Origin of the sequence: Variovorax sp. Sphag1AA, assembly GCF_014192575.1 — a bacterium.
Lineage (GTDB): Bacteria > Pseudomonadota > Gammaproteobacteria > Burkholderiales > Burkholderiaceae_C > Variovorax.
Genome location: NZ_JACHYC010000001.1, coordinates 1 through 23,762 on the forward strand (window position 1 = coordinate 1; position 23,762 = coordinate 23,762).

The 23,762-nt window shown below is 66.2% G+C and carries 25 protein-coding genes; 16 read left to right on the forward strand and 9 right to left on the reverse strand.

What is annotated here, in order from left to right; all coding sequences use genetic code 11:
- From FHW64_RS00005 to FHW64_RS00015, 3 genes are all read right to left on the reverse strand, one after another.
- Positions 1-451, reverse strand: a 451-nt coding sequence (locus tag FHW64_RS00005; RefSeq protein ID WP_409350581.1) for an ABC transporter permease subunit, incomplete at its 3' end; no start/stop codon positions are given.
- A gap of 32 nt (positions 452-483) precedes the next feature.
- On the reverse strand, positions 484-2,043 hold the full coding sequence (locus FHW64_RS00010; protein ID WP_184521658.1) for a sugar ABC transporter ATP-binding protein: 1,560 nt from the start codon (positions 2,041-2,043) through the stop codon (positions 484-486).
- On the reverse strand, positions 2,036-3,280 hold the full coding sequence (locus tag FHW64_RS00015) for an ROK family protein (RefSeq protein ID WP_184521660.1): 1,245 nt from the start codon (positions 3,278-3,280) through the stop codon (positions 2,036-2,038). Before FHW64_RS00015 ends, FHW64_RS00010 begins: the two co-directional genes overlap by 8 nt.
- 330 nt (positions 3,281-3,610) lie before the next feature.
- Between FHW64_RS00015 and FHW64_RS00020 the strand changes: the two genes are divergently transcribed.
- Entirely contained in the window at positions 3,611-5,017 is a 1,407-nt protein-coding gene (locus tag FHW64_RS00020) for an MFS transporter (RefSeq protein WP_184521663.1), read from the forward strand.
- A 103-nt stretch (positions 5,018-5,120) separates the two neighbouring features.
- Here the strand turns inward: FHW64_RS00020 and FHW64_RS00025 are convergent, their stop codons facing one another.
- The gene (locus FHW64_RS00025; protein WP_184521665.1) at positions 5,121-5,906 is read right to left on the reverse strand and encodes an IclR family transcriptional regulator C-terminal domain-containing protein; all 786 of its coding nucleotides are present in this window, start codon (positions 5,904-5,906) and stop codon (positions 5,121-5,123) included.
- Positions 5,907-6,074: 168 nt separating this feature from the next.
- Between FHW64_RS00025 and FHW64_RS00030 the strand changes: the two genes are divergently transcribed.
- From FHW64_RS00030 to FHW64_RS00080, 11 genes are read left to right on the forward strand one after another with little or no spacing between them, the layout of a single operon-like run.
- Positions 6,075-6,998 carry a shikimate dehydrogenase gene (locus tag FHW64_RS00030; RefSeq protein WP_184521667.1) on the forward strand — a complete coding sequence of 308 codons (924 nt, stop codon included), beginning with the start codon at positions 6,075-6,077 and terminating at the stop codon, positions 6,996-6,998.
- 9 nt (positions 6,999-7,007) lie between these two features.
- Positions 7,008-7,889, forward strand: a complete 882-nt coding sequence (locus FHW64_RS00035) for a sugar phosphate isomerase/epimerase (protein ID WP_184521670.1) — start codon at positions 7,008-7,010, stop codon at positions 7,887-7,889.
- Between the two features lie 52 nt (positions 7,890-7,941).
- Entirely contained in the window at positions 7,942-9,105 is a 1,164-nt protein-coding gene (locus tag FHW64_RS00040) for an ABC transporter substrate-binding protein (RefSeq protein ID WP_184521673.1), read from the forward strand.
- Positions 9,102-9,977, forward strand: coding sequence for a branched-chain amino acid ABC transporter permease (locus FHW64_RS00045; RefSeq protein ID WP_184521676.1), 876 nt, complete (start codon positions 9,102-9,104; stop codon positions 9,975-9,977). Before FHW64_RS00040 ends, FHW64_RS00045 begins: the two co-directional genes overlap by 4 nt.
- Entirely contained in the window at positions 9,974-10,969 is a 996-nt protein-coding gene (locus tag FHW64_RS00050; protein ID WP_184521679.1) for a branched-chain amino acid ABC transporter permease, read from the forward strand. The genes FHW64_RS00045 and FHW64_RS00050 overlap by 4 nt, the downstream gene beginning before the upstream one ends.
- On the forward strand, positions 10,966-11,712 hold the full coding sequence (locus FHW64_RS00055; RefSeq protein WP_184521682.1) for an ABC transporter ATP-binding protein: 747 nt from the start codon (positions 10,966-10,968) through the stop codon (positions 11,710-11,712). Before FHW64_RS00050 ends, FHW64_RS00055 begins: the two co-directional genes overlap by 4 nt.
- A 10-nt stretch (positions 11,713-11,722) precedes the next feature.
- Positions 11,723-12,469 carry an ABC transporter ATP-binding protein gene (locus FHW64_RS00060; protein WP_184521684.1) on the forward strand — a complete coding sequence of 249 codons (747 nt, stop codon included), beginning with the start codon at positions 11,723-11,725 and terminating at the stop codon, positions 12,467-12,469.
- 21 nt (positions 12,470-12,490) lie between these two features.
- Positions 12,491-13,324, forward strand: a complete 834-nt coding sequence (locus FHW64_RS00065; RefSeq protein WP_184521686.1) for a shikimate dehydrogenase — start codon at positions 12,491-12,493, stop codon at positions 13,322-13,324.
- Positions 13,325-13,337: 13 nt separating this feature from the next.
- Entirely contained in the window at positions 13,338-14,549 is a 1,212-nt protein-coding gene (gene pcaB, locus FHW64_RS00070; RefSeq protein ID WP_184521689.1) for a 3-carboxy-cis,cis-muconate cycloisomerase, read from the forward strand.
- A complete protein-coding gene (locus FHW64_RS00075; RefSeq protein ID WP_184521692.1) occupies positions 14,546-14,983 on the forward strand; it encodes a carboxymuconolactone decarboxylase family protein in 438 nt (145 codons plus the stop codon). The genes pcaB and FHW64_RS00075 overlap by 4 nt, the downstream gene beginning before the upstream one ends.
- 28 nt (positions 14,984-15,011) lie before the next feature.
- Positions 15,012-15,773, forward strand: a complete 762-nt coding sequence (locus tag FHW64_RS00080; protein ID WP_184521695.1) for an alpha/beta fold hydrolase — start codon at positions 15,012-15,014, stop codon at positions 15,771-15,773.
- Between the two features lie 4 nt (positions 15,774-15,777).
- Here FHW64_RS00080 and uraH (FHW64_RS00085) read toward each other — a convergent pair whose 3' ends face one another.
- Genes uraH (FHW64_RS00085) through FHW64_RS00100 form a run of 4 tightly spaced genes read right to left on the reverse strand, consistent with a single transcriptional unit; the run spans position 15,778 to position 18,552 of the window.
- Complete coding sequence (uraH, locus tag FHW64_RS00085) at positions 15,778-16,131, reverse strand: hydroxyisourate hydrolase (RefSeq protein WP_184521698.1); 354 nt, start codon at positions 16,129-16,131, stop codon at positions 15,778-15,780.
- A gap of 33 nt (positions 16,132-16,164) precedes the next feature.
- Positions 16,165-16,653 carry a hydroxyisourate hydrolase gene (uraH, locus tag FHW64_RS00090; RefSeq protein WP_184521701.1) on the reverse strand — a complete coding sequence of 163 codons (489 nt, stop codon included), beginning with the start codon at positions 16,651-16,653 and terminating at the stop codon, positions 16,165-16,167.
- A gap of 22 nt (positions 16,654-16,675) precedes the next feature.
- On the reverse strand, positions 16,676-17,215 hold the full coding sequence (gene uraD, locus FHW64_RS00095; protein WP_184521704.1) for a 2-oxo-4-hydroxy-4-carboxy-5-ureidoimidazoline decarboxylase: 540 nt from the start codon (positions 17,213-17,215) through the stop codon (positions 16,676-16,678).
- Positions 17,215-18,552 carry an MFS transporter gene (locus FHW64_RS00100; protein WP_184521707.1) on the reverse strand — a complete coding sequence of 446 codons (1,338 nt, stop codon included), beginning with the start codon at positions 18,550-18,552 and terminating at the stop codon, positions 17,215-17,217. Before FHW64_RS00100 ends, uraD begins: the two co-directional genes overlap by 1 nt.
- Positions 18,553-18,709: 157 nt before the next feature.
- On the opposite strand from FHW64_RS00100, the gene FHW64_RS00105 reads away from it, so the two are divergent.
- The 4 genes from FHW64_RS00105 (at position 18,710) to FHW64_RS00120 (ending at position 23,275) form a co-directional block, all read left to right on the forward strand.
- Positions 18,710-19,648, forward strand: a complete 939-nt coding sequence (locus tag FHW64_RS00105) for a LysR family transcriptional regulator (protein ID WP_184521710.1) — start codon at positions 18,710-18,712, stop codon at positions 19,646-19,648.
- A gap of 69 nt (positions 19,649-19,717) precedes the next feature.
- The gene (locus FHW64_RS00110) at positions 19,718-20,392 is read left to right on the forward strand and encodes a DsbA family oxidoreductase (protein WP_184521713.1); all 675 of its coding nucleotides are present in this window, start codon (positions 19,718-19,720) and stop codon (positions 20,390-20,392) included.
- A 97-nt stretch (positions 20,393-20,489) separates the two neighbouring features.
- Positions 20,490-22,052, forward strand: coding sequence for a DUF1800 domain-containing protein (locus tag FHW64_RS00115; RefSeq protein ID WP_184521716.1), 1,563 nt, complete (start codon positions 20,490-20,492; stop codon positions 22,050-22,052).
- Positions 22,053-22,063: 11 nt separating this feature from the next.
- Positions 22,064-23,275 (forward strand): DUF1501 domain-containing protein, encoded by a 1,212-nt coding sequence (locus tag FHW64_RS00120; protein WP_184521719.1) that lies wholly within the window; start codon positions 22,064-22,066, stop codon positions 23,273-23,275.
- Here the strand turns inward: FHW64_RS00120 and FHW64_RS00125 are convergent.
- A complete protein-coding gene (locus tag FHW64_RS00125) occupies positions 23,272-23,757 on the reverse strand; it encodes a RidA family protein (protein ID WP_184521722.1) in 486 nt (161 codons plus the stop codon). The two genes, FHW64_RS00120 and FHW64_RS00125, sit on opposite strands and share 4 nt — an antisense overlap.
- Positions 23,758-23,762 lie beyond the last annotated feature (5 nt).

The window sequence follows — 23,762 nt, forward strand, 5'->3', positions numbered from 1 at the left end:
GCACCGCGGTGAGCGCACCGAGCGTCACGATGAAAGGCGGCAGCTTCACGAAGGCCACGAGCACGCCGTTGATCAGGCCGAAGAGCAGCCCGCACCCCAGGCCCGCGGCAATGCCGAGCATGCCGAACTGCGGCACGTTCGACACCAGCATCGCGACCACGGCGGATGCAGCGAGGATCGAGCCCACCGACAGGTCGATGCCGCCGGTGAGGATCACGAAGGTCATGCCCGCCGCGAGCACGATGTTGATCGACGCCTGCTGCGTCATGATCGAAAAGTTCTGCAGGCTGAAGAAGTTCTCGGTTGCCAGGCTGAACCCGATGCACAGCAGGATCAGCACCGGCAGCATGCCGAGCGCGCGGATGATCTCCTTGCCCGTGGCACCGCGCAGTGCGGGCGGCAGGGCGGCGTTGTCTGCCGCTGCGATGGCGGGCGAGGTCTGCTTGGTCATGGCTTGTGTCTCCTTCGTGGGCAACTGCGGCTTCAGTGCAGCGTCGGCGTGTGGGCGGGGACCGCGCCGGTGGCAAGCGCGACGATGTTTTCCTGCGTGATGGCCAGTCCGCTGCCACCGCCGACCTCGCCAACCAGATGACCTTCCCGCATGACGATCACCCGGTCGCAGATGCCGACCACTTCGGCCAGTTCGCTCGAAATCACCAGCACCGCGACACCGCGGCGCGCGAGTTCGTCGATGAGGCGGTAGATCTCGCTCTTGGCCCCGATGTCCACGCCGCGCGTCGGCTCGTCGAGGATCAGCACGCGCGGCGCGAGTTCGAGCAGTCGTGCGAGCAGCACCTTCTGCTGGTTGCCTCCAGAGAGCGAGCCGACATTGACGCGCGCCGACGGCACGCGGATCGATAGCTGCGAGATCGCGTCGCGTGCGCGCTGCGTCGCACGCTTCGCATCCATCACGCCGCCAGCGCTTGCGTCGCGGGGGCAGACCATCACGTTGATGTTGTCCTTCACCGAAAGATCAAGGAAGAGGCCCTGGCCCTTGCGGTCTTCGGTCAGGTAGAGGATGCCGCAGCGGATCGCATCGATCGGCTTTGAGATCTTCAGCACTTCGCCCGCGCCGTTGAGCGAGACCTCGCCCGCAGTGCGCGGATCGGCACCGAAGATCAGCCGTGCCAACTCGGTGCGGCCCGCGCCGACGAGACCTGCGAGGCCCAGCACTTCGCCCGAATGCAGTTCGAAGCTGCAGTCGCGCACGCGCTTGCCGTCACCCAGGTGGCGCACCGACAGCGCCTTGGCACCAGTGTGCAGCCCGTGGTGTTCCTTGCGATAGAAGCCGGAGAGGTCACGGCCCACCATCATCTTCACGAGCTTGTCACGCGACAGATCGGCGCGCTCCAGCGTGCCGACGTAGGTGCCGTCGCGCAGCACCGTGACCTCGTCGGCCAGCTCGTCGATCTCGTCCATCCGGTGGCTGATGTAGAGGATCGCCAGGCCTTCGCTGCGCAGGCGCTTGATGAGCGCGAACAGGCGGCCGGTCTCGTGCGTGGAGAGCGGGGTGGTCGGTTCGTCCATCACCAGGATGCGGCAGTCGAAGTGAACCGCGCGAGCGATCTCGACGAGTTGCCGCTGCGCGATCGACAGCTCCGCGACACGCGTGGACGGGCCGAAATCCGCGCCGAGGCGCTGCAGGGTGGCCTCGCACGCAGATGACATCGCGCCGCGGTCGACGAGGCTGCCCTTGCGCAGTGGCCGGCCCATGTAGATGTTCTCAGCCACCGTGAGGTTGGGCGCGAGGCTCAGCTCCTGGTAGATCACCGACACGCCGAGGTTCTTCGCGGCCAGCGGACCGTCGATGTGCACTATCTGGCCGTCGATCAGGATCTCGGCACCGGGGTCGGGCATGTACGCGCCCGAGAGCACCTTCATCAGCGTCGACTTGCCGGCGCCGTTCTCTCCCATCAGTGCGTGCACATGGCCGGCTCGCGCGCTGAGGCGAACGTCCTGCAGCGCTTTCACGCCCGGAAAGGTTTTCGAGATCTTGCGCAGCTCGAGCAGTGCCGTCGCGCCTTGTCCTTGTGAATCAGACATTGGCCGTCTCCAGGGAAGTGGGGTGTGAGCGACCGCGCAGCACGTCGGCGCGCGGCGAGAAGTTGAAGAACATCGGCAGGCTCGCCGCGCCGATCGCGCCCGCGTCCGCGCGGAAACTGCCGCGCAGCAGGCGAGGGGTCTGGCGCGCTTCGGGGGCGATCTGGCGCAGGCCCGAATCGATACGTGTCGTCAGGTCGTCGATCAGGCCGTTGTCGATGTCGCAGTCGATGACCACCGCCGGCAGGTCGAGCACCGCGAGTGCTGCGCGCAGCGAAGGCACCAGCGCATCCGCGCAGTCGTCGAGCCATTCGCGCACGGCTCCGTTGCCGGACTTCACGCTGGCTTCGAGGTCGGTGTGGTTGCGCACGGCGGCGCCGTGATGGCGCAGGTGCCGCGCGAGCGAGTTGAGCGACGCGCGGGACAGCAGGATGTCCCAGCGCCGGTCCAGCACCGGCGCCGAGGCGAGGCGGCTCGGCGGCACCGGCATCAGGCCGAGGTCGGCTGCATTGCCGCTGCTGCCGCGCAGGCTTTCGCCGCCGATCACTGCCCCTGCGCCGAGCGCCGCGCCGATGAAGACATAGAGGAAGTCGCTTTCCTCGCGGCCGACGCCGAAGAACAGCTCGGCGATCGCGGCGGCGTTGCCGTCGTTTTCCTTGAACACCGGCTGCTCGACGGCCTGCGAGAGCATGGCGCCGAAATCCACCTCGTCCCAGATGCGGAAGTCGGCCTTCAGGTCGAGCTCGCGCAGCCAGCTTCCGAGGTTGTAGGGCTGCGCGAGCCCCACGCCCATGAGCCGGCGGCGTTGTCCGCGGTCGAGCGCGGAGACCATGTGCGCGACGTCCTTCTTGACGAGGGCGAGTGCGCGCTCGGGCTGCGGCAGGAGGAGGTCGTGTGCTTCGCGGGCGAGGATGCGGCCGCCCAGGTCGATCAGCACTGTTTCGATGCTCGTGCGGTCCAGTCGTACGCCGATGCCGTAGGCGCCTTCCGGATTGATGCGGTAGAGGCTCGCGGGCTGCCCGCGCTGGCCTTCCTGCCGACGGCCCGCCGTCTCGATGAGCCGCGATTCCTCGAGCGACTGCACGATGCTGCCGACGGCGGTGTTCGTGAGCTGCGCCCAGCGCGCCAGATCGGCCTTCGATGCCTCGCCCGCCCGGCGAAGACGCTGGAGCAGCGTCCGCTCGTTGTAGAGGCGGAGGTTCACAGAGTTCGTGCCTCGACCAGGGCCGGATGGCTTCACTGCGTTGTCTCCTCGTGAGCTTTGCGGGTCATTAATTAATTCAAGTTGAATAAAGAGTAGAGAGAAGGCTCTTGCCCGTCTTCGAGGGTTAACCCCGAAAAATGCAAGAAAGTATGTGGGAGCTGCAAGATTCAGGAGAAACCCGGAGAGCGTTCGATCATCGATCGCGCCGGTACGATCATTGATCTGCGTCGCCAGATTTCACTGGGCTCAGCCAGGGGCCGCGCCATACATTCACCGTGCGCACCGCGAACTGCGCGATAGCCGAACGAAGCCGGCCGGACCCGGTCCCAAGTCCGCCGCCCATCGAACCACCATCCGGAGAGACACATGAGCAACCCCTCGGAACCGAAAGGCCGACACCAATCCAAGAAGGCGGCCGCCAGCGGCTGGATCGGCTCGGCATTGGAGTACTACGACTTCTTCATCTATGCGACCGCCGCGTCGCTGATCTTTCCCCAGATCTTTTTCCCCAAGGGCAATCCGACGATCGCCATCGTGGCGTCGCTCGCGACCTACGGCGTCGGCTATATCGCGCGGCCGATTGGCGCCTTCGTGCTCGGCCACTGGGGCGACACCAAGGGGCGCAAGCACATGCTCCTGATCTGCATGTTCCTCATGGGCTTTTCGACCATCGCGGTCGGCCTGCTGCCGACCTATGACCAGGTTGGTCTGCTGGCGCCGGTGCTGCTGGTGCTCCTGCGACTGATCCAGGGCTTCGCGGTGGCGGGCGAGATCTCCGGCGCGAGTTCGATGATCCTCGAGCACGCGCCGTTTGGCCGACGTGGCTTCTTCGCCTCCTTCACGCTGCAGGGCGTGCAGGCTGGCCAGATCCTTGCCGCCGCCGTGTTCCTGCCACTTGCGCACTACATGCCCGACGACGCCTTCCTGAGCTGGGGCTGGCGCATTCCGTTTCTGTTGAGCTTCGTCGTCATCGTGGCTGGCTACATCATCCGCCGTGAAGTCGACGAGACGCCTGCGTTCACCGAGGAAGTCAGTGAGGGCCAAGCCGCACCGAAGGCCCCCGTCATCGAGGCCTTCACGCAGAGCTGGAGGGACATGATCCGCGTGGTCTGCGCCTCGCTGATGAACGTGATCCCGGTCGTCGCCACCGTCTTCGGTGCGGCGTATGCGGTGCAGCCGGCCTATGGCATCGGCTTCCAGAAGGACATCTACCTGTGGATTCCGGTGCTCGGCAACATCCTCGCGGTGGTCGTGATCCCGATGGTCGGCAACCTCTCGGACAAGGTCGGGCGCAAGCCGCCGATCGTGATCGGTGCGCTCGGTGCGGGTCTGCTGTCCTTCGGCTACCTCTATGCGATCAGCATTCACAACGTGCCGCTGGCGATCGTCATGTCGCTGCTGATGTGGGGCATCGTCTACCAGGGCTACAACGCGGTCTTCCCGAGCTTCTACCCGGAACTGTTCCCGACCCGCACCCGCTGCTCGGCCATGGCCATCTCGCAGAACCTCGGTACCGCCGCGACCGCGATGCTGCCGGCGCTGTTCGTTGCTGTGGCGCCTCCCGGTGCGGCCAACATCCCGATGATCATCGGCGCGCTGACCCTCGGCATCACCGCCATCGCCGCCATCGCCGTGATGAGCGCCCGCGAAACCTATCGCATCCACCTCAACGATCTGGGCAAGCCGAATGCGGTGCCCGTTCCGAAAGACGAATACGACCGCCTTCGCGCCCAAACGCTGGCCGAGGCTTCCTTGACCAAGGCCGTTGCTTGAGGTGAAGTGAACCCAGGAACCCCACGGAACCGGCTTTGCCGGGCCGTCGGGGTTGCCCCCTGAAAGGGGGTGGAGAGCGACACGAAGTGCGCGAGCCTGGGGGTTAGATCAAATTCCGCATAGCTTGCGCGGTCTCGCGCAGAACAGGGAGGACGCGGGTGACCGCGTCCTCGCTGCTTTCGTGGCCCATGGGCATCGTGATGTTCAGCGCGCCGACCAGTTCCCCGTGACGATCCCGCAGCGGCACGGCGATGCCGCGTGAATTCAGATCCAGTTGCTGCTCCGACAGCGCCCACCCCTGCGCCCGGATGCGCGCCAACTCCAGCTTCATGCGTTCCTTGCTCGAAATGGTGTGCGATGTGAACACCGCCAGTTCGTGCGTTTCGAGCCATGCGCTCAACTCCTCGTCGCTGCGCATGGCCAGCATCAGCATGCCCGACGCCGTCACCTGCGCCGGTACCCGCGCGCCGAGCACGTAGCCGGTGCTCATGCTCCGGTTCGGTCCGTTGCGCGCGATGTAGACCACCTCGTCCCCGTCCATCACGCTGAGGTAGGCGATCTCGTGCGTGCCGGCGGCGACCCGCTGCAGGAAGGGCTGCACGATGCGCGGCAGCCGCGCCGATTCCAGGTACGACTGCCCCAGGCGCAGCACGCGCGGCGTGAGCCAGAAGAGCTTGCCGTCGCTGGCCACATAGCCCATGTGCTGCAGGGTGAGCAGGTAGCGCCGCGCCGCGGTGCGTGTCATGCCGGTGCGCTGGCCGGCCTCGCTGGCGGTCATGCGCTGGTGCGCGTCGTCGAAGGCTTCGATGATGGAAACGCCGCGCTCGAGACCCGCGATCCAGTCGCGCTTGTCGAGGCCGGTCGGTGCAGGGGAGTTGTCGTTGTCCATGGTGTTTTTGGGACAAACCCTGAAATCGTTCGATGATCGATCAGTGTAGTTCGATAATCGGTTTTTCCATACATCCCTGGCTACGTTCGGTTCACATCGGCCGCTACATTAGCGGCGCCTCCTCGGTGATTCGGTCGATAGTCGAACAACTTGAAGCGAGACACCCGTATGTTCCCTTCCATCGTCGGCAGCACTTCCCTCTACCTCCTTCCGGGCGACCCGGTCACGAACGTGCGCCTGCCGCGAATGTTCAACGCGGTGTTCGAACGCTTTGGCATCGATGCGGTGATGGCGCCGGTGCAAGTCGGGCGGCGCGACCTGGCGGTCTTCGTCAAGGCGGCCTTCCTGGCTCGGAACGTGCGCGGCATGGTGATCGCCCCCCCGCACAAGCCGTCTTTGGTGGATCTGCTCGACGGCTGCGGCCTCTTCGGCCGGGTCGCGGGTTCTGCCAACGTGGTGCGCCGGATCGAGAACGGCGAGCTCGAAGGCGATCTTTTCGATGGCGAGGGCCTGATCGGCGCGCTCGACCGCTACAACATCCCCTTCCGCGGCAAGCGCGTGCTGGTGCTCGGCGCGGGCGTGAGCGCGGCGGCCATCGGCGTCGCCCTGGCTGAAGGCGGCACGGTCAACGGCGCCGAGCACATCGCCTTCTACGACCTCGCCGCCGGCAAGGCGGCCGGTGTCGCGGCCAAGCTCGACGCCTTCTTCGACGCGACGACCGTGGCGGTGGACAGCAACGATCCCGCTGGCTACGACCTCGTCATCAACGCCACCTCGCTCGGCCTCAAGCCCGAGGACCCGCTGCCCGTGGACGTCGCCCGCATGGATTCGCATGCCGCGCTGTTCGACATCCTCCTGCGCGGCCAACCCACACCCATCGTTCGTGCGGCGCGCGGACGCGGCCTCAATGCGCAGGCCGGTTTCGAGATGCTGATCCAGCAGATGCCGCACTACCTCGATTTCTTCGGCCACAAGGACGCCGCCAACGCGGTGCGCCACGACGCCAATTTCTTGCGCGAGCTGATCTATCCGGCTTCCATGGCCGACGAGATCCATACGCCTCTGCGCTATCACTCGGCCAGCGTGGCCTGAAAGACTTCCATGGCGATCGCCCTCGACCGTTTCGGCTTCAACACCGTCACCATGGGGGGCGAGCTCGGCCACAAGCTGGAATGCATGAAGGCGGCCGGCTTCTCCGGCGTCGAACTCTGGGCGCGCGACCTCATCAACCACCCCGCCGGTGTCGAGAAGGCCGCGGAACTCGTGAAGCAGAGCGGCCTCAAGGTCACTGACTTCCAGCCGCTGCGCGACTTCGAGTGCGCGCCTGACGCGATGCGGCCGCACCGGCTCGAAATGGCGCGCGAGCAGCTTCGCCAGATGGCGCTGGTCGGCACCGATCTGCTGCTTTGCTGCTCGACGACTTCGCCGCTCGCGATCGACGACCCCGACCGCGCAGCCGAAGACCTGCGCACGCTCGCCACGCTCGCGACGCCGCTGGGCATCCGCATCTGCTACGAGGCGCTTTCGTGGGGCCGCCACACCAACCGCTGGCACCAGGCGTGGGACATCGTCCGCCGCTGCGACCGCGAGAACGTGGGCCTCAATCTCGACTTCTTCCACATGTCGGTGCACGGCGACGACACGCCCGAGACGCTCAAGCAGCTTGCAGAGGTGCCGGTGGAAAAGATCTTCCTCGTGCAGCTCGCCGACTACTTCTTTGAATACAGCGACCGCCAGTCCGACATGATCGAACTCGCGCGCCACCAGCGCCTCTTTCCGGGCGAAGGCCTGCATGACGTGCGCGACCTCGTGCAGCTTCTGGAGGACAAGGGCTATCGCGGCCACTACACCTTCGAGGTGTTCAACGACGACTACGTCAACTCCGACCCGATGGTGGTCGGACAGCGCGCGATGAAGAGCGCGCGCTGGCTCAGCGAATCGCATGTGGCGGGCGGCGAGCCGGCCCGCGTGCCCCAGCACTGAGCCGCCCACAAGAATCACGACAAACCATCAACCACCAAAGAGGAGACTTCCGATGACCATTCTTCAACCCCGCCGATTCGCGATCCGTCTGGCAGCAGCGTGCGCGCTGGCCGCTTGCGCGAGTGGCGCCTTCGCCCAGGACACCATCAAGGTGGCCAACATCCAGGAGCTGTCGGGCACGGGCGCCACGGCGGGCACGAACTTCAGGAATGGCGTCGAGCTTGCGATCAAGGAGATCAACGCTTCCGGCGGCATCCTCGGCAAGAAGATCGAAAGCGCGATCAGCGACACGCAATCGAACCCCGGCGTCGCGAAGGCGATGGCTGCCAAGGCGGTCGACAACGGCGTAGTCGCTGTCTTCGGTCCGGGCTTCTCGGGCTCGATGATCGTCAGCATGGCCGAGACGCGCCGCGGCGAGACGCCGAACTTCACCGGCGCCGAGGCGACCGCGATCACCGCGCAGGGCAATCCCTTCGTCTTCCGCACGAGCTTCTCGCAGGTCAACGCAATGCCCAAGCTGGCGCGCTACGTGGCTGCGAACCTCAAGGCCAAGACCATTGCGGTGATCTTCGTCAACAACGACTTCGGCAAGGGCGGGCGCGATGCGTTCATGAAGTCCGCCGAAGCGAACGGCATCAAGATCGTGGCCGACATCTCGACCGAGCCGGGCCAGGTCGACTGGTCGGCGCCTGTGCTCAAGGCCAAGCAGAGCAACCCGGATGCCGTGTTCGTCTACACCAACGAGGAAGAGTCGGCACGCGCGCTGCGCGAACTGCGCAAGCAGGGCTGGAGCAAGCCGATCCTAGGAGAGACGGTGCTGCCGAGCCAGAAGGTCATCGAGCTCGCCGGTGATTCCGCCAACGGCATCCTGGCGCACGTGGGCCTCACGGTCGACGCGCCGATCCCGACCATGCGCGCCTTCCGCGCGAAGTTCGAGAAGGAATACAAGTACATCCCCGACCACAACGGCATCAAGGGCTACACCAGCGTCTACATGTTCAAGGCCGGTGTTGAGAAGGCTGGCAAGCTCGACCGCATCGCGATCGCCAAGGCGCTGCACGGGCTGACGATCCCGGTCGCGAAGGAACCCGGCGTGCTGATGGATGTGACCATCGACGAGAAGGGCGACCTCGACCGCGAGAGCTTCATCGTCGAGGTGAAGAACGGCAAGCAGGAAGTGAAGGAAATCCTGCCTGCACTGGGCAAGAAGCAGTGACCGACTTCCTGCAGCTTTTCTTCTCCGGGCTCGCCACCGGCTCGATCTACGCGCTGGCGGCGCTCGGTTTCACGCTGCTCTGGCAGGCCAGCGGCACCATCAACTTCGCCCAGGGCGAGTTCGTGATGCTGCCGGCCTTCGCCATGCTGGCGTTCATGTCCTTCGGCGCGCCGCTGGCGGTGGGCTTCGTGCTCACCATCGCGGTGGCGGTGGTAGTGCTCGGCTGGGCCTTCAAGCGCGGCATCGTCGATCCGCTGCTCAAGTACGGAATGATGCCGATCGTGGTTGCGAGCATCGGTCTCTCGATCGCGATGCGCAACGGCGTGCGCGCGGCCTACAGCGCCGAGGCGCAGCCCTTTCCGAGCCTGTTCCCGGACAAGCTCTTCAACGTCGCCGGCGTGACGATCACGATGGCCGACCTCGGCACCTTCGCACTCGCAGTGGCGATCGTGCTGGCGACGCAGGCCTTCCTCGCGAAGACCGTGACCGGCCGCGCGATGCAGGCGGTGGCGCAGAACACCGAAAGCGCCAGTGTGCTGGGCATCAACGTGCCTCGCATGGTGTTCTATACCTTCGCGATCAACGCCGCGCTCGCCGTGGCGGCGGCCTTGCTGGTCACGCCGACCTACCTCGCCAAGTTCGACATGGGCGAAAGCCTCGGCAGCAAGGCGTTCTTCGCGGCCATCATCGGCGGCTTCAACAACTCGCGTGGCGCGCTGGTGGGCGGCTTGATCGTCGGAGTGGCCGAGAACCTCGCCGCCGCCTACATCTCGCCGGCCTACAAGGACGCGGTGGCACTGGTGATCTTCATGGTCGTCATCCTGTTCAAGCCGCAAGGCCTCCTCGGAAAGAAAGAGGAGCGGAAGGTATGAAAAAGCTCAATGCCTTCTTTATCGTCGCCGCGCTGGCCGCGATGCTCATCGCGCCGCAGTTCCTCAAGAACTACGGGGTGTACCTGCTGAGCTACTGGCTGATCTTCATCATCGCGACGATGGGGCTGAACCTCACCGTCGGCTATGCGGGGCAGAAGTCGCTCGGGCATGCAGCCTTTCTCGGCATCGGCGCGTACACCGTGGCGCTGATGCTCAAGGCGGGCTTCAGCTTCTGGCTCGGGCTGCCGCTTGCCGCCGTGCTGTGCTTCGTCGTTGGGCTGGCGCTCGGCTTTCCGGCGTTGCGCGTGCAGACCATCTATCTCGCCTTCGCGACGCTGGGTTTCAACACCGCGATCTGGCTCGTGATGCGCAATGAGGAATGGCTCACGGGTGGCACCTTCGGCATCAACAACGTGGCGCGCCCGTCGCTCTTCGGGATCTCGCTGGAGGGCAACCGGCCGTACTACTACCTGGTGCTGGCGGTCGCGGTGCTGCTCGCGATTGCGCTGTGGGGCCTGCTCCGCTCGCCGTGGGGCAAGGCCTTTACCGCGCTGCGCGACAACCCGATCCGCGCGGAGAGCCTGGGCATCAGCGTGCGTGGCTACACGTTGCTGAGCTTCGCCATCGGCGCCGCCTACGCGGGCGTGGCGGGCGGCTTGTTCGCTTCGCTGGTGCAGTTCATCGAGCCGGCGCCGTTCACCGTGGCGGCCTCGATCATGATGTACCTCATGGTCGTGGTCGGCGGGCCCGGCTACTTCTGGGGGCCGGTGCTGGGTGCGGCGGTCGGCGTGGTGCTGCCGGAATGGCTGCGCGACGTGCCGGGCGTTTCCGATTGGTACCTGCCGTTGTTCGGCGCGGCCGTCGTGCTGCTGATGGTGTGGCTGCCTGACGGCTTGCTCTCGATCCCCGATCGCATCCGCGCGCGCCGTGAATCGCGCGAAGCATCGGTGGCTCGCGCTGCCATGGCGCAGAAGGTGGGGGTGGTTCAATGAGCGCGCCCGTTCTTCGCGTGACCGATCTGCGCAAGTCCTACGGTGCGATCCAGGCCGTTGGCGGCGTGAGCTTCGAGGTCCGCCCCGGCGAGATCTTCGGCGTGATCGGCCCCAATGGCTCCGGCAAGACCACGCTGTTCAACTGCATGCTCGGTCAGATCACGCCCGATGCCGGACGCATCGAGCTCAACGGGGACGACGTCACCAAGCTCGGGCCACTGGAGCTCAACCGGCGCGGTGTCGGCCGCACGTTCCAGACGCTGCAGGTCTTCGGAAAGATGACCGTGCGCGAGAACCTCATCGTTGCCGCGCAGGAGCATCAGGGCACGATGTGGAGCCGCATGTTCGCGCCCGGCGATTCCGGCCTCGGCCCCAAGGCCGATGCGCTGATCGACCAGTTCCGCATCCGCCACGTCGCAGACAAGAAGGCCGGCACGCTGTCCTATGGCCAGCAGAAGCTGGTGGACATCGGCATGGCTTTCATGAGCGATCCGGAGCTCGTGCTGCTCGACGAGCCTTGCGCCGGCGTGAACCCGAGCCTCGTGAGCGGCCTCTCGTCGCTGCTGAAGGACCTCAACCGCACACGCCGCGGCAGCTTCGTCGTGATCGAGCACAACATGGATTTCGTGATGGACCTGTGCCACCGGATCATGGTGATGGTCGAAGGCAAGGTGATGGCTGTCGGCACGCCGGCCGAAATCCGCGCCAACAAACAGGTGCTCGACGCCTACCTTGGGAACTGAGATGAGCGCGATGAACAACGACACCTGCATCGAGTTCGACAACGTCGTCGCGGGCTACAAGGATTTCATGATCCTCAACAACCTGTCGTTCAAGGCGAAGCGCGGCAGGATCACGCTGCTGCTCGGGCCCAACGGCGCGGGCAAGTCCACGGTGCTGAAGACGATGTTCGGCCTGCTCAAGGTGCGGCAGGGCGCGATCCGCCTCGACGGGCAGGACATCACCGGTGCCAGTGCGCGCGACTTGCTTGTAAAGCATGGCGTCGCCTTCGTCCCGCAGGGACGCAACCTGTTCGGCCAGCTCACCGCCTTCGAGAACCTGGAGCTCGGTGGCATCACGCTGGGCATGAAGACCACCCACGAGCGCATCCCCGAAGTGCTGGAGTTCTTCCCGCGCGTCAAGGAGCGCATGCACAGCGCGGCGTCGTCGCTTTCGGGCGGCGAGCAGAAGCAGCTCGAGGTCGGCCGCGCGCTGCTGCTCCGGCCGAAGGTGATCCTGATCGACGAGCCTTCCATCGGCTTGTCGCCGATCGTGGTTCAGGACGTCTTCAAGCTGCTGCGCCGGCTGGCCGACGGCGGCACCACGGTGCTGATGGTCGAGCAGAACGTGAAGAGCGCGCTGCGCATGGCGGACGAGGCGATCGCCCTCGAATCGGGCCGCCTCGTGCTGCACAAGCGGGCCGACGAACTGCTGGCCGACCCCAACATCGAGCGACTTTTCCTCGGCGGCGCCCATGCGGCAGCAGCGGTGACCGCCTGATTCATCCATAGGACCACTGCAATGATTTCCGGCAAGACGACCCTCATCGCCCACCTGGGCTATCCGACGGAGAGCTTCAAGGCTCCCATGATCTACAACCCCTGGTTCGACAAGCAGGGCATCGACGCCGTCGTCATTCCGATGGGTGTGAAGCCCGAGGACTATCCCGAAGCGTTCGCGTCGATCTTCAGGTTCACCAACCTGCGCGGCGCGCTGGTGACCATGCCGCACAAGATCACGACGATGTCGCTGGTCGACGAGACCACGCCGACCGCCAAGATCGCGGGCGCCTGCAACGCGGTGCTCAAGCGGGCCGACGGCAAGCTGATCGGCGACCAGTTCGACGGTGCCGGCTTCGTGCGCGGCGTGCAGCGCAAGGGCCGTTCGCTCGACGGCACGTGCGTGCTGGTGTCGGGCAGCGGCGGCGTCGGCTCGGCCATCGCGGCCTCGCTCGCGGCGGCCAATGTCGCGGAAATGGCACTGTTCGACATGAACGGGGCATCCGCCGACGCGCTCGCGGAGCGGCTGCGCACGCATTACCCGAAGCTCAAGGTCACCACCGGTTCCAAAGACCCGGCTGGGTTCGATCTCGTGGTCAACGCCACGCCGCTCGGCATGAAGGAAGGCGATCCGCTGCCCTTCGACATCGACCGCATCGCGCCGACCACTTTTGTCGGCGAGGTGGTGATGAAGAGCGAATACACGCCGCTCCTGCGCGCCGCCAAGGAAAAGGGCTGCTCGGTGCAGGTCGGCACCGACATGCTCTTCGAGATGATTCCGGCCTATCTCGAATTCTTCGGCTACGGGAGCGCCACGGCCGAGGAACTGCGCGCCGTCGCCACCCTGGCTTACTGAACAGCCGAGCGCCATGAGCGTCTTCGAAGGATTCCTCTCCAGCTCCGAAACGCTGGCAGCCTTCAGCGACCACAACTTCGTCGATGCGATGTTGCGCTTCGAGGCCGCGCTGGCGCGCGCGCAGGCGCAGGTCGGGCTCATCCCCGAATCGGCCGCGCATTCGATCGTTGGAAGCTGCAAAGTCGAGCTCTTCGATGTCGCGAAGATCGTGCGCGACAGCGGCCGGGCCGGCAGCATCGCCATCCCGCTCGTGAAGAGCCTGAAAGAGGCGGTGGGCCTCTTCAACGCCGACGCGGTGCCGTACGTGCATTTCGGCAGCACCAGCCAGGACGTGATCGACACCGCCATGGCGCTGGTCACGCGCGAGGCGGTGTCGCTGATCCAGGCTGATCTCACCAAGGCCGCGCAGGCGTTGCTGCGGCATGCCGAGCAGCATGCGACTACGCCGATCCTGGCGCGTACGCTGATGCAGCCGGCCTCGGTCACCAGCTTCGGCCTCAAGTGCGTCGGATGGGCAGCGCCATTGGTGCGCAGTCGTGATCGCATTGCGCGGGCCGCGCGCAGTGCGCTGAACGTTCAGCTCGGCGGCGCGGTTGGAACGCTGGCGCAGATGAAAGGGCAGGGCCCGCAGGTGCGGCGGCGCATGGCCGAGGCGCTGGGGCTCGGCGATCCGGGCGCGACCTGGCACACGCAGCGCGACGAATGGATTGCACTGGGCTGCGAGCTCGGCATCATGGTCGGCAGCCTCGGCAAGATCGCGAAGGACATCTCCTTGATGGGCCAGTACGAGGTCGGCGAACTGACCGAGCCGAATGAACCCGGTCGCGGCGGTTCTTCGGCGATGCCGCACAAGCGAAACCCGGTGGCGTCGATGGTCGCCATTGCTGCTGCCGAACGCGCGCCGCAGCGCGTCGCCGCGCTTCTCCAGGCGATGCCGCAGGAACATGAGCGCGCCCTCGGCGCATGGCAGGCCGAGCTTGGGGAATGGCCGCAATTGCTGATGTCGGCGCACGGCAGCGTGCGTGCGCTTGCAGGGGCATTGCCGGGACTTCAGGTGGACGCGGCGCGGATGCGGTCCAATATCGACCGCCTGCGCGCCGAGCTTCCGCGCGAAGCGGCCGACGAATGGTTCGATCCGGCGCTCGCCGCGCCCGCGGGCGAAATGGCACTGGCGCAGGCGTTGGTGCTGCAAGCCCAACTCAACCCACCCCAACTGGCCAAATGACTTCCGCTTCGACACCGCCGCAGGACGAATCCAACAACTCGTACGAAAGCGGCCTTCTCAATCGCCGCCGTGTGCTGGGCGATGCCTGGGTCGACAAATCGCTCGCCAACCGCAACGCCTTCAACAGCGAGTTCCAGGAACTCATCACCCGTCACGCCTGGAACGACATCTGGGGCCGCCCTGCACTGGGCGACAAGACACGCCGCTTCATGGTGCTGTCGATGCTGCTCGGAATCCATGCCTACGACGAGTTCGCGCTGCATGTGCGCGCGGCGCTCGATGGCCCACCGGACTCGCGCCTTTCGCCTGAAGAGATCAAGGAAGTGATCATGATGGCCGCCATCTACTGCGGCGTGCCGGCTGCCAACCACGCCTTCGTCATTGCCACGGGGATCCTGCGCGAAAAGGGCCTGCTCGCGGACGCACCCAAGTGAGTGGGCGACATCAGAGAAAGGAGACAACATGACCCATCTGAATGTCCTCCGCGAAGGCAACGGCCCCATCGTCGTGCTGAGCCACGCACTGGGCTGCGACCTGCACATGTGGGATGGCGTGGCCGAGCAACTTGCCCGCGCGCACACGGTGCTGCGCTACGACCACCGCAATCACGGCAAGTCCGAAGTGGTGGCAGGTCTCACGATGCAGACACTGGCCGACGATGTCGCGGGACTCATCACGCGCGAAGCGGGTGGCGAACCCGTGCATTTCGTCGGGCTCTCGATGGGCGGCATGACCGCACAGGCGCTGGCACCGAAGCACCCGAAGCTGCTCAGGAGTGTGGTGATCGCGAATTCGTCTTCGCACTATCCCGACCAGGCGCCGTGGCGCACGCGCGTCGAGACCGTGCAGGCCCAGGGCGTCGCCGCGATCGCGCCCGGCGCGGTGGGGCGCTGGCTCACGCCGGAATACGCCTCGACACCGGAAGGCGCCGAAGCCGCCCGCAAGCTCACCGAAACACTCGTCGCCAACGATGCCGGCAGCTACATCGCGAGTTGCAATGCGGTGGCGGCGATCGATTTCCGCGAGAGCAATCGCTCCATCGCCGTGCCGACGCTGGTCATCGCCGGCAAGCGCGACGAAGCGACGCCGCCAGCCATGTCCGAAGCCATGGTGGCGGCGATCCCGGGTTCGCGCCTGGCCACCATCGACGCCGCGCACCTGACCGCGGTGGAGCGTCCGGTGGAGTTCAGCCAGCTATTGGTGGACTTCTGGCGCAGCCTCTGAAGCCTCAGCTGCCTCGATAGGTCGAGCAGCTCCACGGCGTGCACAGCATCGGCACGTGGTAGTGCTGCTGCGTATCGAAGATCGCGAATCGCACCGGCACCGTGTCGAGGAAAGGCGGATCGCTTTCGCCGCCTGGCTGTTTGCGGAAATAGTCGCCGACGTGGAAGAGCAGCTCGTACTGTCCGACCTTCGCGGCGTCGGGCGCGAGCACCGGCTGGTCGGTGCGCCCGTCGGCGTTGGTGGTGACGGTCTTCACCAGCTTCCAGCCGTCGCCGTCGCGCACCGAGAAATCGATGCGCATGCCCGCGCCGGGGCGCCCGGTGCCGCTGTTGAGTACATGGGTGGAAATGCCGGCCATGTCTTGTCTCCTTGATATGTGTGATCTGCCGGTCTAGCTGCCGCGGTAGTACGAGTAGCCCCAGGGCGTAAAAAGGATTGCCAGGTGGATGCGCTCCGCCGGGTTGCTGATGCGGAAGCGCACTGGCACTTGCGAGAGGAAGTTCGGCTTCGGCAACTGCGTGCCGCGTGCGTTGAAGTAGTCCTCGAACATCAGCAGCAACTCGTAGCGGCCTGGCTGATACGTTGCATCGACCAGCAACGGCTCATCCGTGCGGCCGCCCTTGTTCGTCTCGAAGCGACGCAAGACGCGCAGGTCGTCGCCGTCGTACTTCGAAAGCTGCACTTTCATACCCGCGCCGGGCGAGCCGTTGTGCGTGTCGATTGCATGCATCGTGAGGCGCGGGCTCAGGTTGAGCTGCGATACCGGTGCGGTGGTCAGTGCGGCCGGCGCGTTCTGGGCGACTGCGCTGCCGGCGGCGATGCTGCCGAGTGCGAGTCCTGCAGGCAGGAACGCACGGCGGGTGAGGGTGGGCGAAGTCATGGTTGTCGATCCGGCGATGTGTTCAGTGGGCCAGGAGCCTGCCGAGACGCAGGCGCGTGATGATCGAGATCTGCTCGATGGCGGCCTCGAGCTCGGTGTCCGTATCGCGCTGGATGCGCGTGCGCAGGGCGTCGAAGATCTGCGAGCGTGTGTTCTTGAGCACCGCGATGATGAAAGGGAAGCCGTGCTTCTCTGCGTACTCTGCGTTGAGCCGGCGCAGGGCCAGGAGCTCGTCGCGTGTCAGCGCATTGAGGCCCGCCTGCTCGGCGGTCGAATGGTTCGTCATCGTGCCGGCCTGCGCTTCCTTGCCGGCGAGCTCGGGGTGCATGCGCAGGAAGTCGATGCGCACCTCGCGGGACGTCGATCGCACCACGCCGATCATCGTGCGATGCAGGTGGTCGATGCTCGCGAAAGGCCGCTCGGCCCACGCCTGGGTCGCGACCCACGGCGAATGCTCGAACACACCACCCAGCGCGGCGACGAAGCGCACGCGGTCGAGCCGGTTGATGTCGGCCAGCGTGAGAGCCGCGGGCACTTCTGAAGTGGAAAGTACAGCGCTCATCACTTCACCGCCTTCTTCGTGAAGCGGGGGATGAAGGCAATGATCAGCACCGTCGCGAGGATTTCGATCCCCGCCACGATGAAGAGGCCCGGCGAAAGCAGTCCGGTCGACGTCTTGATCGCGCCGAGCATGGATGGTGCTCCGAAGCCAGCGAGGTTGGCGATCGAATTGATCAGCGCCACGCCGCCCGCAGCCGCCGCACCGGCGAGGAATCGGCCGGGCATCTGCCAGAAGACGGGGATCGCGCTCATCGTGCCGACGATGGCAAGCGTCTGTGCCGCCAGCGCGAGCATCGGGCTCTGCTTCATGAAGAGCGCTGTCAGCGCGAGGCCGGCTGCACCGAGTGCCGCCGCGAAGGCGCAATGCAGGCGGCTTTCCTGGTGACGGTCCGAATGCAGGCCGTTGTAGATCATGCCGACTGCGCCGCAGAGGTACGAGAAGGCCATGATCCAGCCGACCGTCGCGGGATTGGTGAAGCCGACTTCCTTGACCACCGAGGGGCCGAAGAAAGTCAATGAGGAGTTGGCCGCGATGATGCAGAAGAAGATCAGGATCAGCAGCCACATGCGGCTGTCCTTCAGCGAAGCGAGCAGGCTCTCTTCGCGATGGCCGAGCGCCTTGGCGTCGCGGGCCATGTCTTCATGCACGAGGCGGCGCTGTTCGGCGGTGAGCCACTTGGCCTGCTCGGGACGGTCGGTCAGGTAGAACCAGGTCACGAGGCCTGCGAGCACGGAGGGAATGCCTTCGATCAGGAACACCCACTGCCAGCCCGACCAGCCGTTCACGCCGTGCATGTTGTTCATGATCGTGCCGGCCAGCGGACCGCCGATCACGCCGGCGATTGCAGAGGCCGACATGAACATGCCGAAGGCCTTCGCGCGCCGCTCGCTCGGGTACCAGTAGGTGAGGTACAGGATGATCCCGGGATAGAAGCCCGCCTCGAACACCCCCATCAGGAAGCGCAGGAAGTAGAACATCCCGGCCGTCTTCACGAACATCGTCGCGATGCAGACGATGCCCCAGCCGATCGTGATGCGCATGATGGTCTTCTTCGCGCCGATCTTCTGCAGCAGCAGGTTCGAGGGCACTTCGAAGAAGAAGTAGCCGAGGAAGAAGATGCCGGCACCGAGGCCGTAGATCGCTTCGCTCCAGCCGAGCTCGTCGAGCATCGTGAGCTTGACGAAGCCGACGTTCACGCGGTCGACCCAGGCCAGGACCCAGAGCACGAAGATGAACGGAATGATGCGCCACGTGATGCGGCTGTAGGCCGCATCGAGCGCGCTGGCCGCTGGCGCATTGGGCGCGACGGCTGTTTGAGGGACTTCCAGGGTGGCCATACAACAAACTCCTTGGCGGTTCACGGGGGTGTCATCGAAAGGGTGGTTGGATTGGGCCAGCCGAGCCCCTGCGCTGTCGATACCGGCGCGGCATGTGAATCGCTATAGACTGCATCGGGCATAGCGATAGGACTAGGGTTAACACCAGAAAAACACCATGCAACGTGGCGCCGATCTGCTCGACGGACACCTGCTGCGCGTGCTCGCGACCTTGGTGGAGGAGCGCAGCGTCTCGCGCGCCGCGGCACGCCTGCGGCAGACACAGCCCGCGGTGAGCGGCTCCCTCAAGCGGCTGCGCGAGATCTTCGGCGACGCACTTCTGGTGCGAGATGGCACGACCATGGTGCCCACCGCGCGTGCTGCCGGCCTCGCGGTCCAGGCGCGGCGCGCGCTCGGCGAGATCGAGGCGCTGCTGGTCGAGCCGGAAACCTTCGTCGCCGCGAATGCGGAGCAACGGTTTCGCATCGCATCGCCCGACTACATCGCCCCCTCATGGATCGCCCGGCTCGCGCAGCATGTGAGCCTCGAGGCGCCGCGCTGCCGCATCGAACTGCGTGCACTCGGCCCCACCTTCGACTTCGAACGCGCGCTGGCCGACGACGAACTCGACCTCGTCATCGGCAACTGGCCTTCGCCGCCGGAGCATCTGCACATCTCTCTGCTGCTGGAGGACGAGCTGGTCTGCGTGATGGCGCGAGACCATCCTCTGGCCCAGGAGGGTGCGACGCAAGTCGACGAGGCGGACTACCTTGCGGCCGGGCATGTCGTGCCGGTGCCCTACGCGATGGGCCAGCGCGGCGTGGTCGAAACCTACCTGGGCGAGCGCCGCCTGGCACGCGATGCGCGCATGCAGGTGCCTTACTTCGGGCTCGCGCCTTCGATTGCCGCGAGCACGGAGCTGATCTTCACCACGGCGCGCCACTTTGCCGAATACCACGCCGGACTGCTTCCCCTTGCGGTGCTTCAGGCGCCGGAGGGCTTCCCGCGTATGCGCTTCTACCAGCTATGGCACGACCGGGTGCACCATTCGGCCGCGCACCGGTGGCTGCGCGCGCTGGTGGCGCAGCTCGGACGCAAGCTGGCGGAGCCGCGATGACATGGCGCGCGTGGGGTGATCGGGCGCGCACGGGTTGAAAGTGACGCATCCGGCCCCATGATGCGGGTCATGCCTACCCGACTCCACATCGATTTCGTATCCGACGTGTCGTGCCCCTGGTGCGCCGTCGGCCTTGGCTCGCTCGAAGCCGCATTGAAGAATCTCGCGCCGGACATCACCGCCGAGCTTCGCTTCCAGCCTTTCGAGCTGAACCCCGCCATGCCGCCCGAAGGCCAGGACGCCTTCGAGCATCTCAACGAGAAGTACGGCAGCACGCGCGAGCAGCAGGCCCAGGCCCGTGAAGCCATTCGCGCCCGCGGCGCTTCGGTCGGCTTCGAGTTCCGCCGCGAAGGCCGCTCGCGCGTCTACAACACCTTCGACGCGCACCGGCTGCTGCATTGGGCCGAGCAAGAGGATGTCGCCAAGCAGGTCGCGCTGAAGAAGGCGCTGCTCAAGGCCTGCCACACCGATGGCGAGAACCCTTCGGACCACGAAGTGCTGGTGCGCCTCGCGACCGAAGCGGGGCTCGATGCGCAGCGTGCGCGCGAAATTCTCGACAGCAACGAATTCGCCGCCGAGACCCGCGCGCGTGAACGGCTCTACACCGAAGCGGGCATTCATTCGGTGCCGGCCATCATCATCGACAACAAGCACCTGATCTCGGGTGGGCAGCCGGTCGAAGTGTTCGAGCGCGCGCTGCGGCAGATCGCCGGCGCCGCGCCGCCGACCGTGGCGGTGGCCTGAGCGGCGCCTGACCGTCGTGTAAAGACCGTCAACCGGCAGAGGCGCTGGCCGGTTGAGTGGGGCAGTCCCGGCGGTGCTCCGGGGCGAGGAAGACCCGATGAGAACCCCATGTCGCTCTGCGGTGCCCGGACTCCTGCTGGCTTCGTCGCTGCTGTTCGTCGCCTGCATGGCATCGGCCGGGCAGGGATCGCTCCCGAAGGTCGCGGCACCTGACGAAACCACTCAGCTTCATTGGCTCGACCGGGTCACCTGGGGAGCCGACGCCTCCAGCGCCCAGGACCTGAAGCGCCTCGGCCTGCCCGAATGGCTGCGCGAGCAGTTGCATCCGCGGCCCGCCGCGCTGCCGCCTGCAGCCCAGTCGCAGATCGACGCGATGACCATTTCGCGGACACCTGTGGAGACCATCGTCACGGAGCTTCGCGCGCAGCGGCGGGCCATGAACGACGTGGCCGACGAGGAACAGAAGAAAGAGGCGAGGAAGACCCTCCAGCAGGACCTGACCCGCCTCACCCGCGAGGCGCAGCAGCGCTTCGTGCTGCGCGCGCTCTATTCGCCGAACCAGCTCGAAGAGCAGATGACGTGGTTCTGGATGAACCACTTCAACGTGAACGCACGCAAGGCCAACCTTCGCGCGCTCGTTGGCGACTACGAGGAAACCGCGATCCGTCCGCATGCGCTGGGCAAGTTCCGCGACCTGCTCGGTGCCACGCTGCACCACCCGGCGATGCTGCTGTACCTCGACAACGCGCAGAACGCTGCCGACCGGATCAACGAGAACTACGCGCGTGAGCTGATGGAGCTCCATACCCTGGGCGTCGGCAGCGGCTATTCGCAGGCCGATGTGCAGGAGCTGGCCCGGGTGCTCACGGGCGTGGGGATCCGCGTGCGCGGCCCCGATGCGCCGCCGCCCCGCATGCAGCCGGATGTGCGAGGCGACTATGTGGAGCAGGGCCTGTTCGTCTTCAATCCGACCCGCCACGACTACGGTCCGAAGACCCTGCTGGGCCAGCCGATGACACAGCGCGGCCTCGCCGAAGTGGATGAGGCGCTCGACCGGCTGGCGCGCGCACCGGCGACCGCGCGATTCATTTCGCGCAAGCTCGCGGTGTACTTCGTGGCGGACGATCCATCGCCTGCCCTGGTGGGCCGCATGGCCGACACCTTCCGCAAGTCCGACGGCGACATTGCCGCGACGCTGCAGACGATGTTCGAGTCGCGTGAATTCGCCGCATCGCTCGGCAGCAAGTTCCGCGACCCGGTGCACTACGTGATTGCGAGCGTCCGGCTCGCGGACGATGGCCGCATCGTCACCAACGTGAATCCGATGCTGCAGTGGATGGGCCGCATGGGCGAGCCGCTCTACGGCCATGAGACGCCCGATGGCTATCCGATGACGCAGGAAGCCTGGGCCAGCGCAGGGCAGATGACCACCCGCTTCGAGATCGCCCGCGCCATCGGGACGAACGGCGGCGTGCTGTATCGCCGCGACGATGGTGTGCCGGGTGAGCGTCCTGCGCCGCCCGCGTTGGCCGATTCGCCCGTCGTGCGTGTGAGCCTGCCGTCGATGAGCGCCGACACGCGCGAGGCGCTCGCGCAGGCGAAGTCGCCACAGGACTGGAACATCTTCCTGCTCGCGTCGCCCGAGTGGATGCATCGTTGAAGGAGGCTCTCATGCAACGACGCGATGTACTCCGACTCCTTGGCGCGACCGCTGCTTCGGGCGCGGCCGGCCACCTCGTCGCCGCACCGGCTGCTGGTGGTTCGAAGCTGCTCGTGGTCTTCCTGCGCGGCGCGTATGACTGCGCGAATGTGCTCGTTCCCACGTCGAGCGACTTCTACTACGCCGCGCGGCCGAATATCGCGATCGCGCGCCCCGGTGCACCGGACGGTGCGCTCGCGCTCGACGGGTCGTGGGGCCTGCACCCCGTGCTTGCGCCGAGCGTGATGCCCCTGTTCCAGCAGCGGCAGGCCGCCTTCATCGCTTTCGCGGGCACAGACGATCTCACCCGCAGCCATTTCGAGACGCAGGACTCGATCGAGCTCGGTCAGGCGCTCGACAAGCGGCGCGACTACCGGACGGGCTTCCTCAACCGGCTCGCGACGGTGCTGGGCGCGGGTCCGCGCGTCGACGTGTTGCCGATCGCCTTCACGAACCAGTTGCCGATCATGCTGCGCGGCGATGCGAAGGCGGCCAACATGGCGCTCGCCGGCGTCGGGCGTCCCGGCATCGACGAGCGGCAGAGCCAGGTGATCCAGTCGATGTATCGCAACACATCGCTCGCGCAGCCGGTCTCGGAGGGCTTCCAGGTGCGCGATGACGTGATGCGCTCGATGCAGTCCGAGATGGACGCCGCGAGTCGCGATGCGATGAGCGCCAAGGGCTTCGAGCTCGTCGCGCGCCGCATGGCGCGCCTCATGCGCGATCGTTTCGATCTGGCCTTCGTCGACATCGGCGGCTGGGACACGCATGTGGGGCAGGGCGGCGCGACCGGTTATCTCGCGAACCGGCTCGACGAGCTGGGGCGCGGGCTTTCAGGCTTCGCCGCGGAGATCGGTCCCGACAGCTGGCGCAACACCGTGGTGGTGGTCATCAGCGAATTCGGCCGCACCTTCCGCGAGAACGGCAATCGGGGCACCGACCACGGCCACGGCACGGTCTACTGGGTGCTCGGCGGCGGGCTCGCCGCGCAGGCCGGAGGACGGGTGATCGGCGAGCAGGTCGCGGTCACGCAGGAGAGCCTCTTCCAGAACCGCGACTACCCGGTGCTCAACGAATACCGGGCGGTGTTCGGCGGCCTGTTCAAGCGCATGTACGGGCTTTCGCCCGCGCAGCTCGGCCGCGTGTTCGACGGCGTGACGCCGAAGGACCTCGGGGTGATCTAGGCCGAGAGTTCGACTTCGCCCTCGATCTCCACCGGAATGTCGAATGGCAGTTCGGCCACGCCGATCGCACTGCGTGCGTGCGCGCCGGCATCGGGGCCGTAGAGCTGCAGGATCAGGTCCGAGAAACCATTGATGACCGCGGGCGTGCGGTTGAAGCCCGGCGCCACGTTCACCATGCCGAACACGCGCACCCAGGCGGTGATGCGGTCCAGGTCGCCGATGGCGCGCTGCAGGCTCGCGAGGATGCCCAATGCCGTGAGTCGCGCGGCCTCGTAGCCCTGTTCCACGGTGAGCTCGCGGCCCACCTTGCCGCGCGGCTGCGGGATGCTGCCGTCGCTTGCCTGCGGCCCGTGCCCCGAGATCAGCGCGCGCCGGCCGACCACGCGCACCCAGGGAAACGGGAGCACCGCGCCGGGCGGCATGGCGAGTTGCGGCGGCAGCACGAGGCCGAGGGATTGGAGCTTGCTTTCGATGCGTGACATAGGCG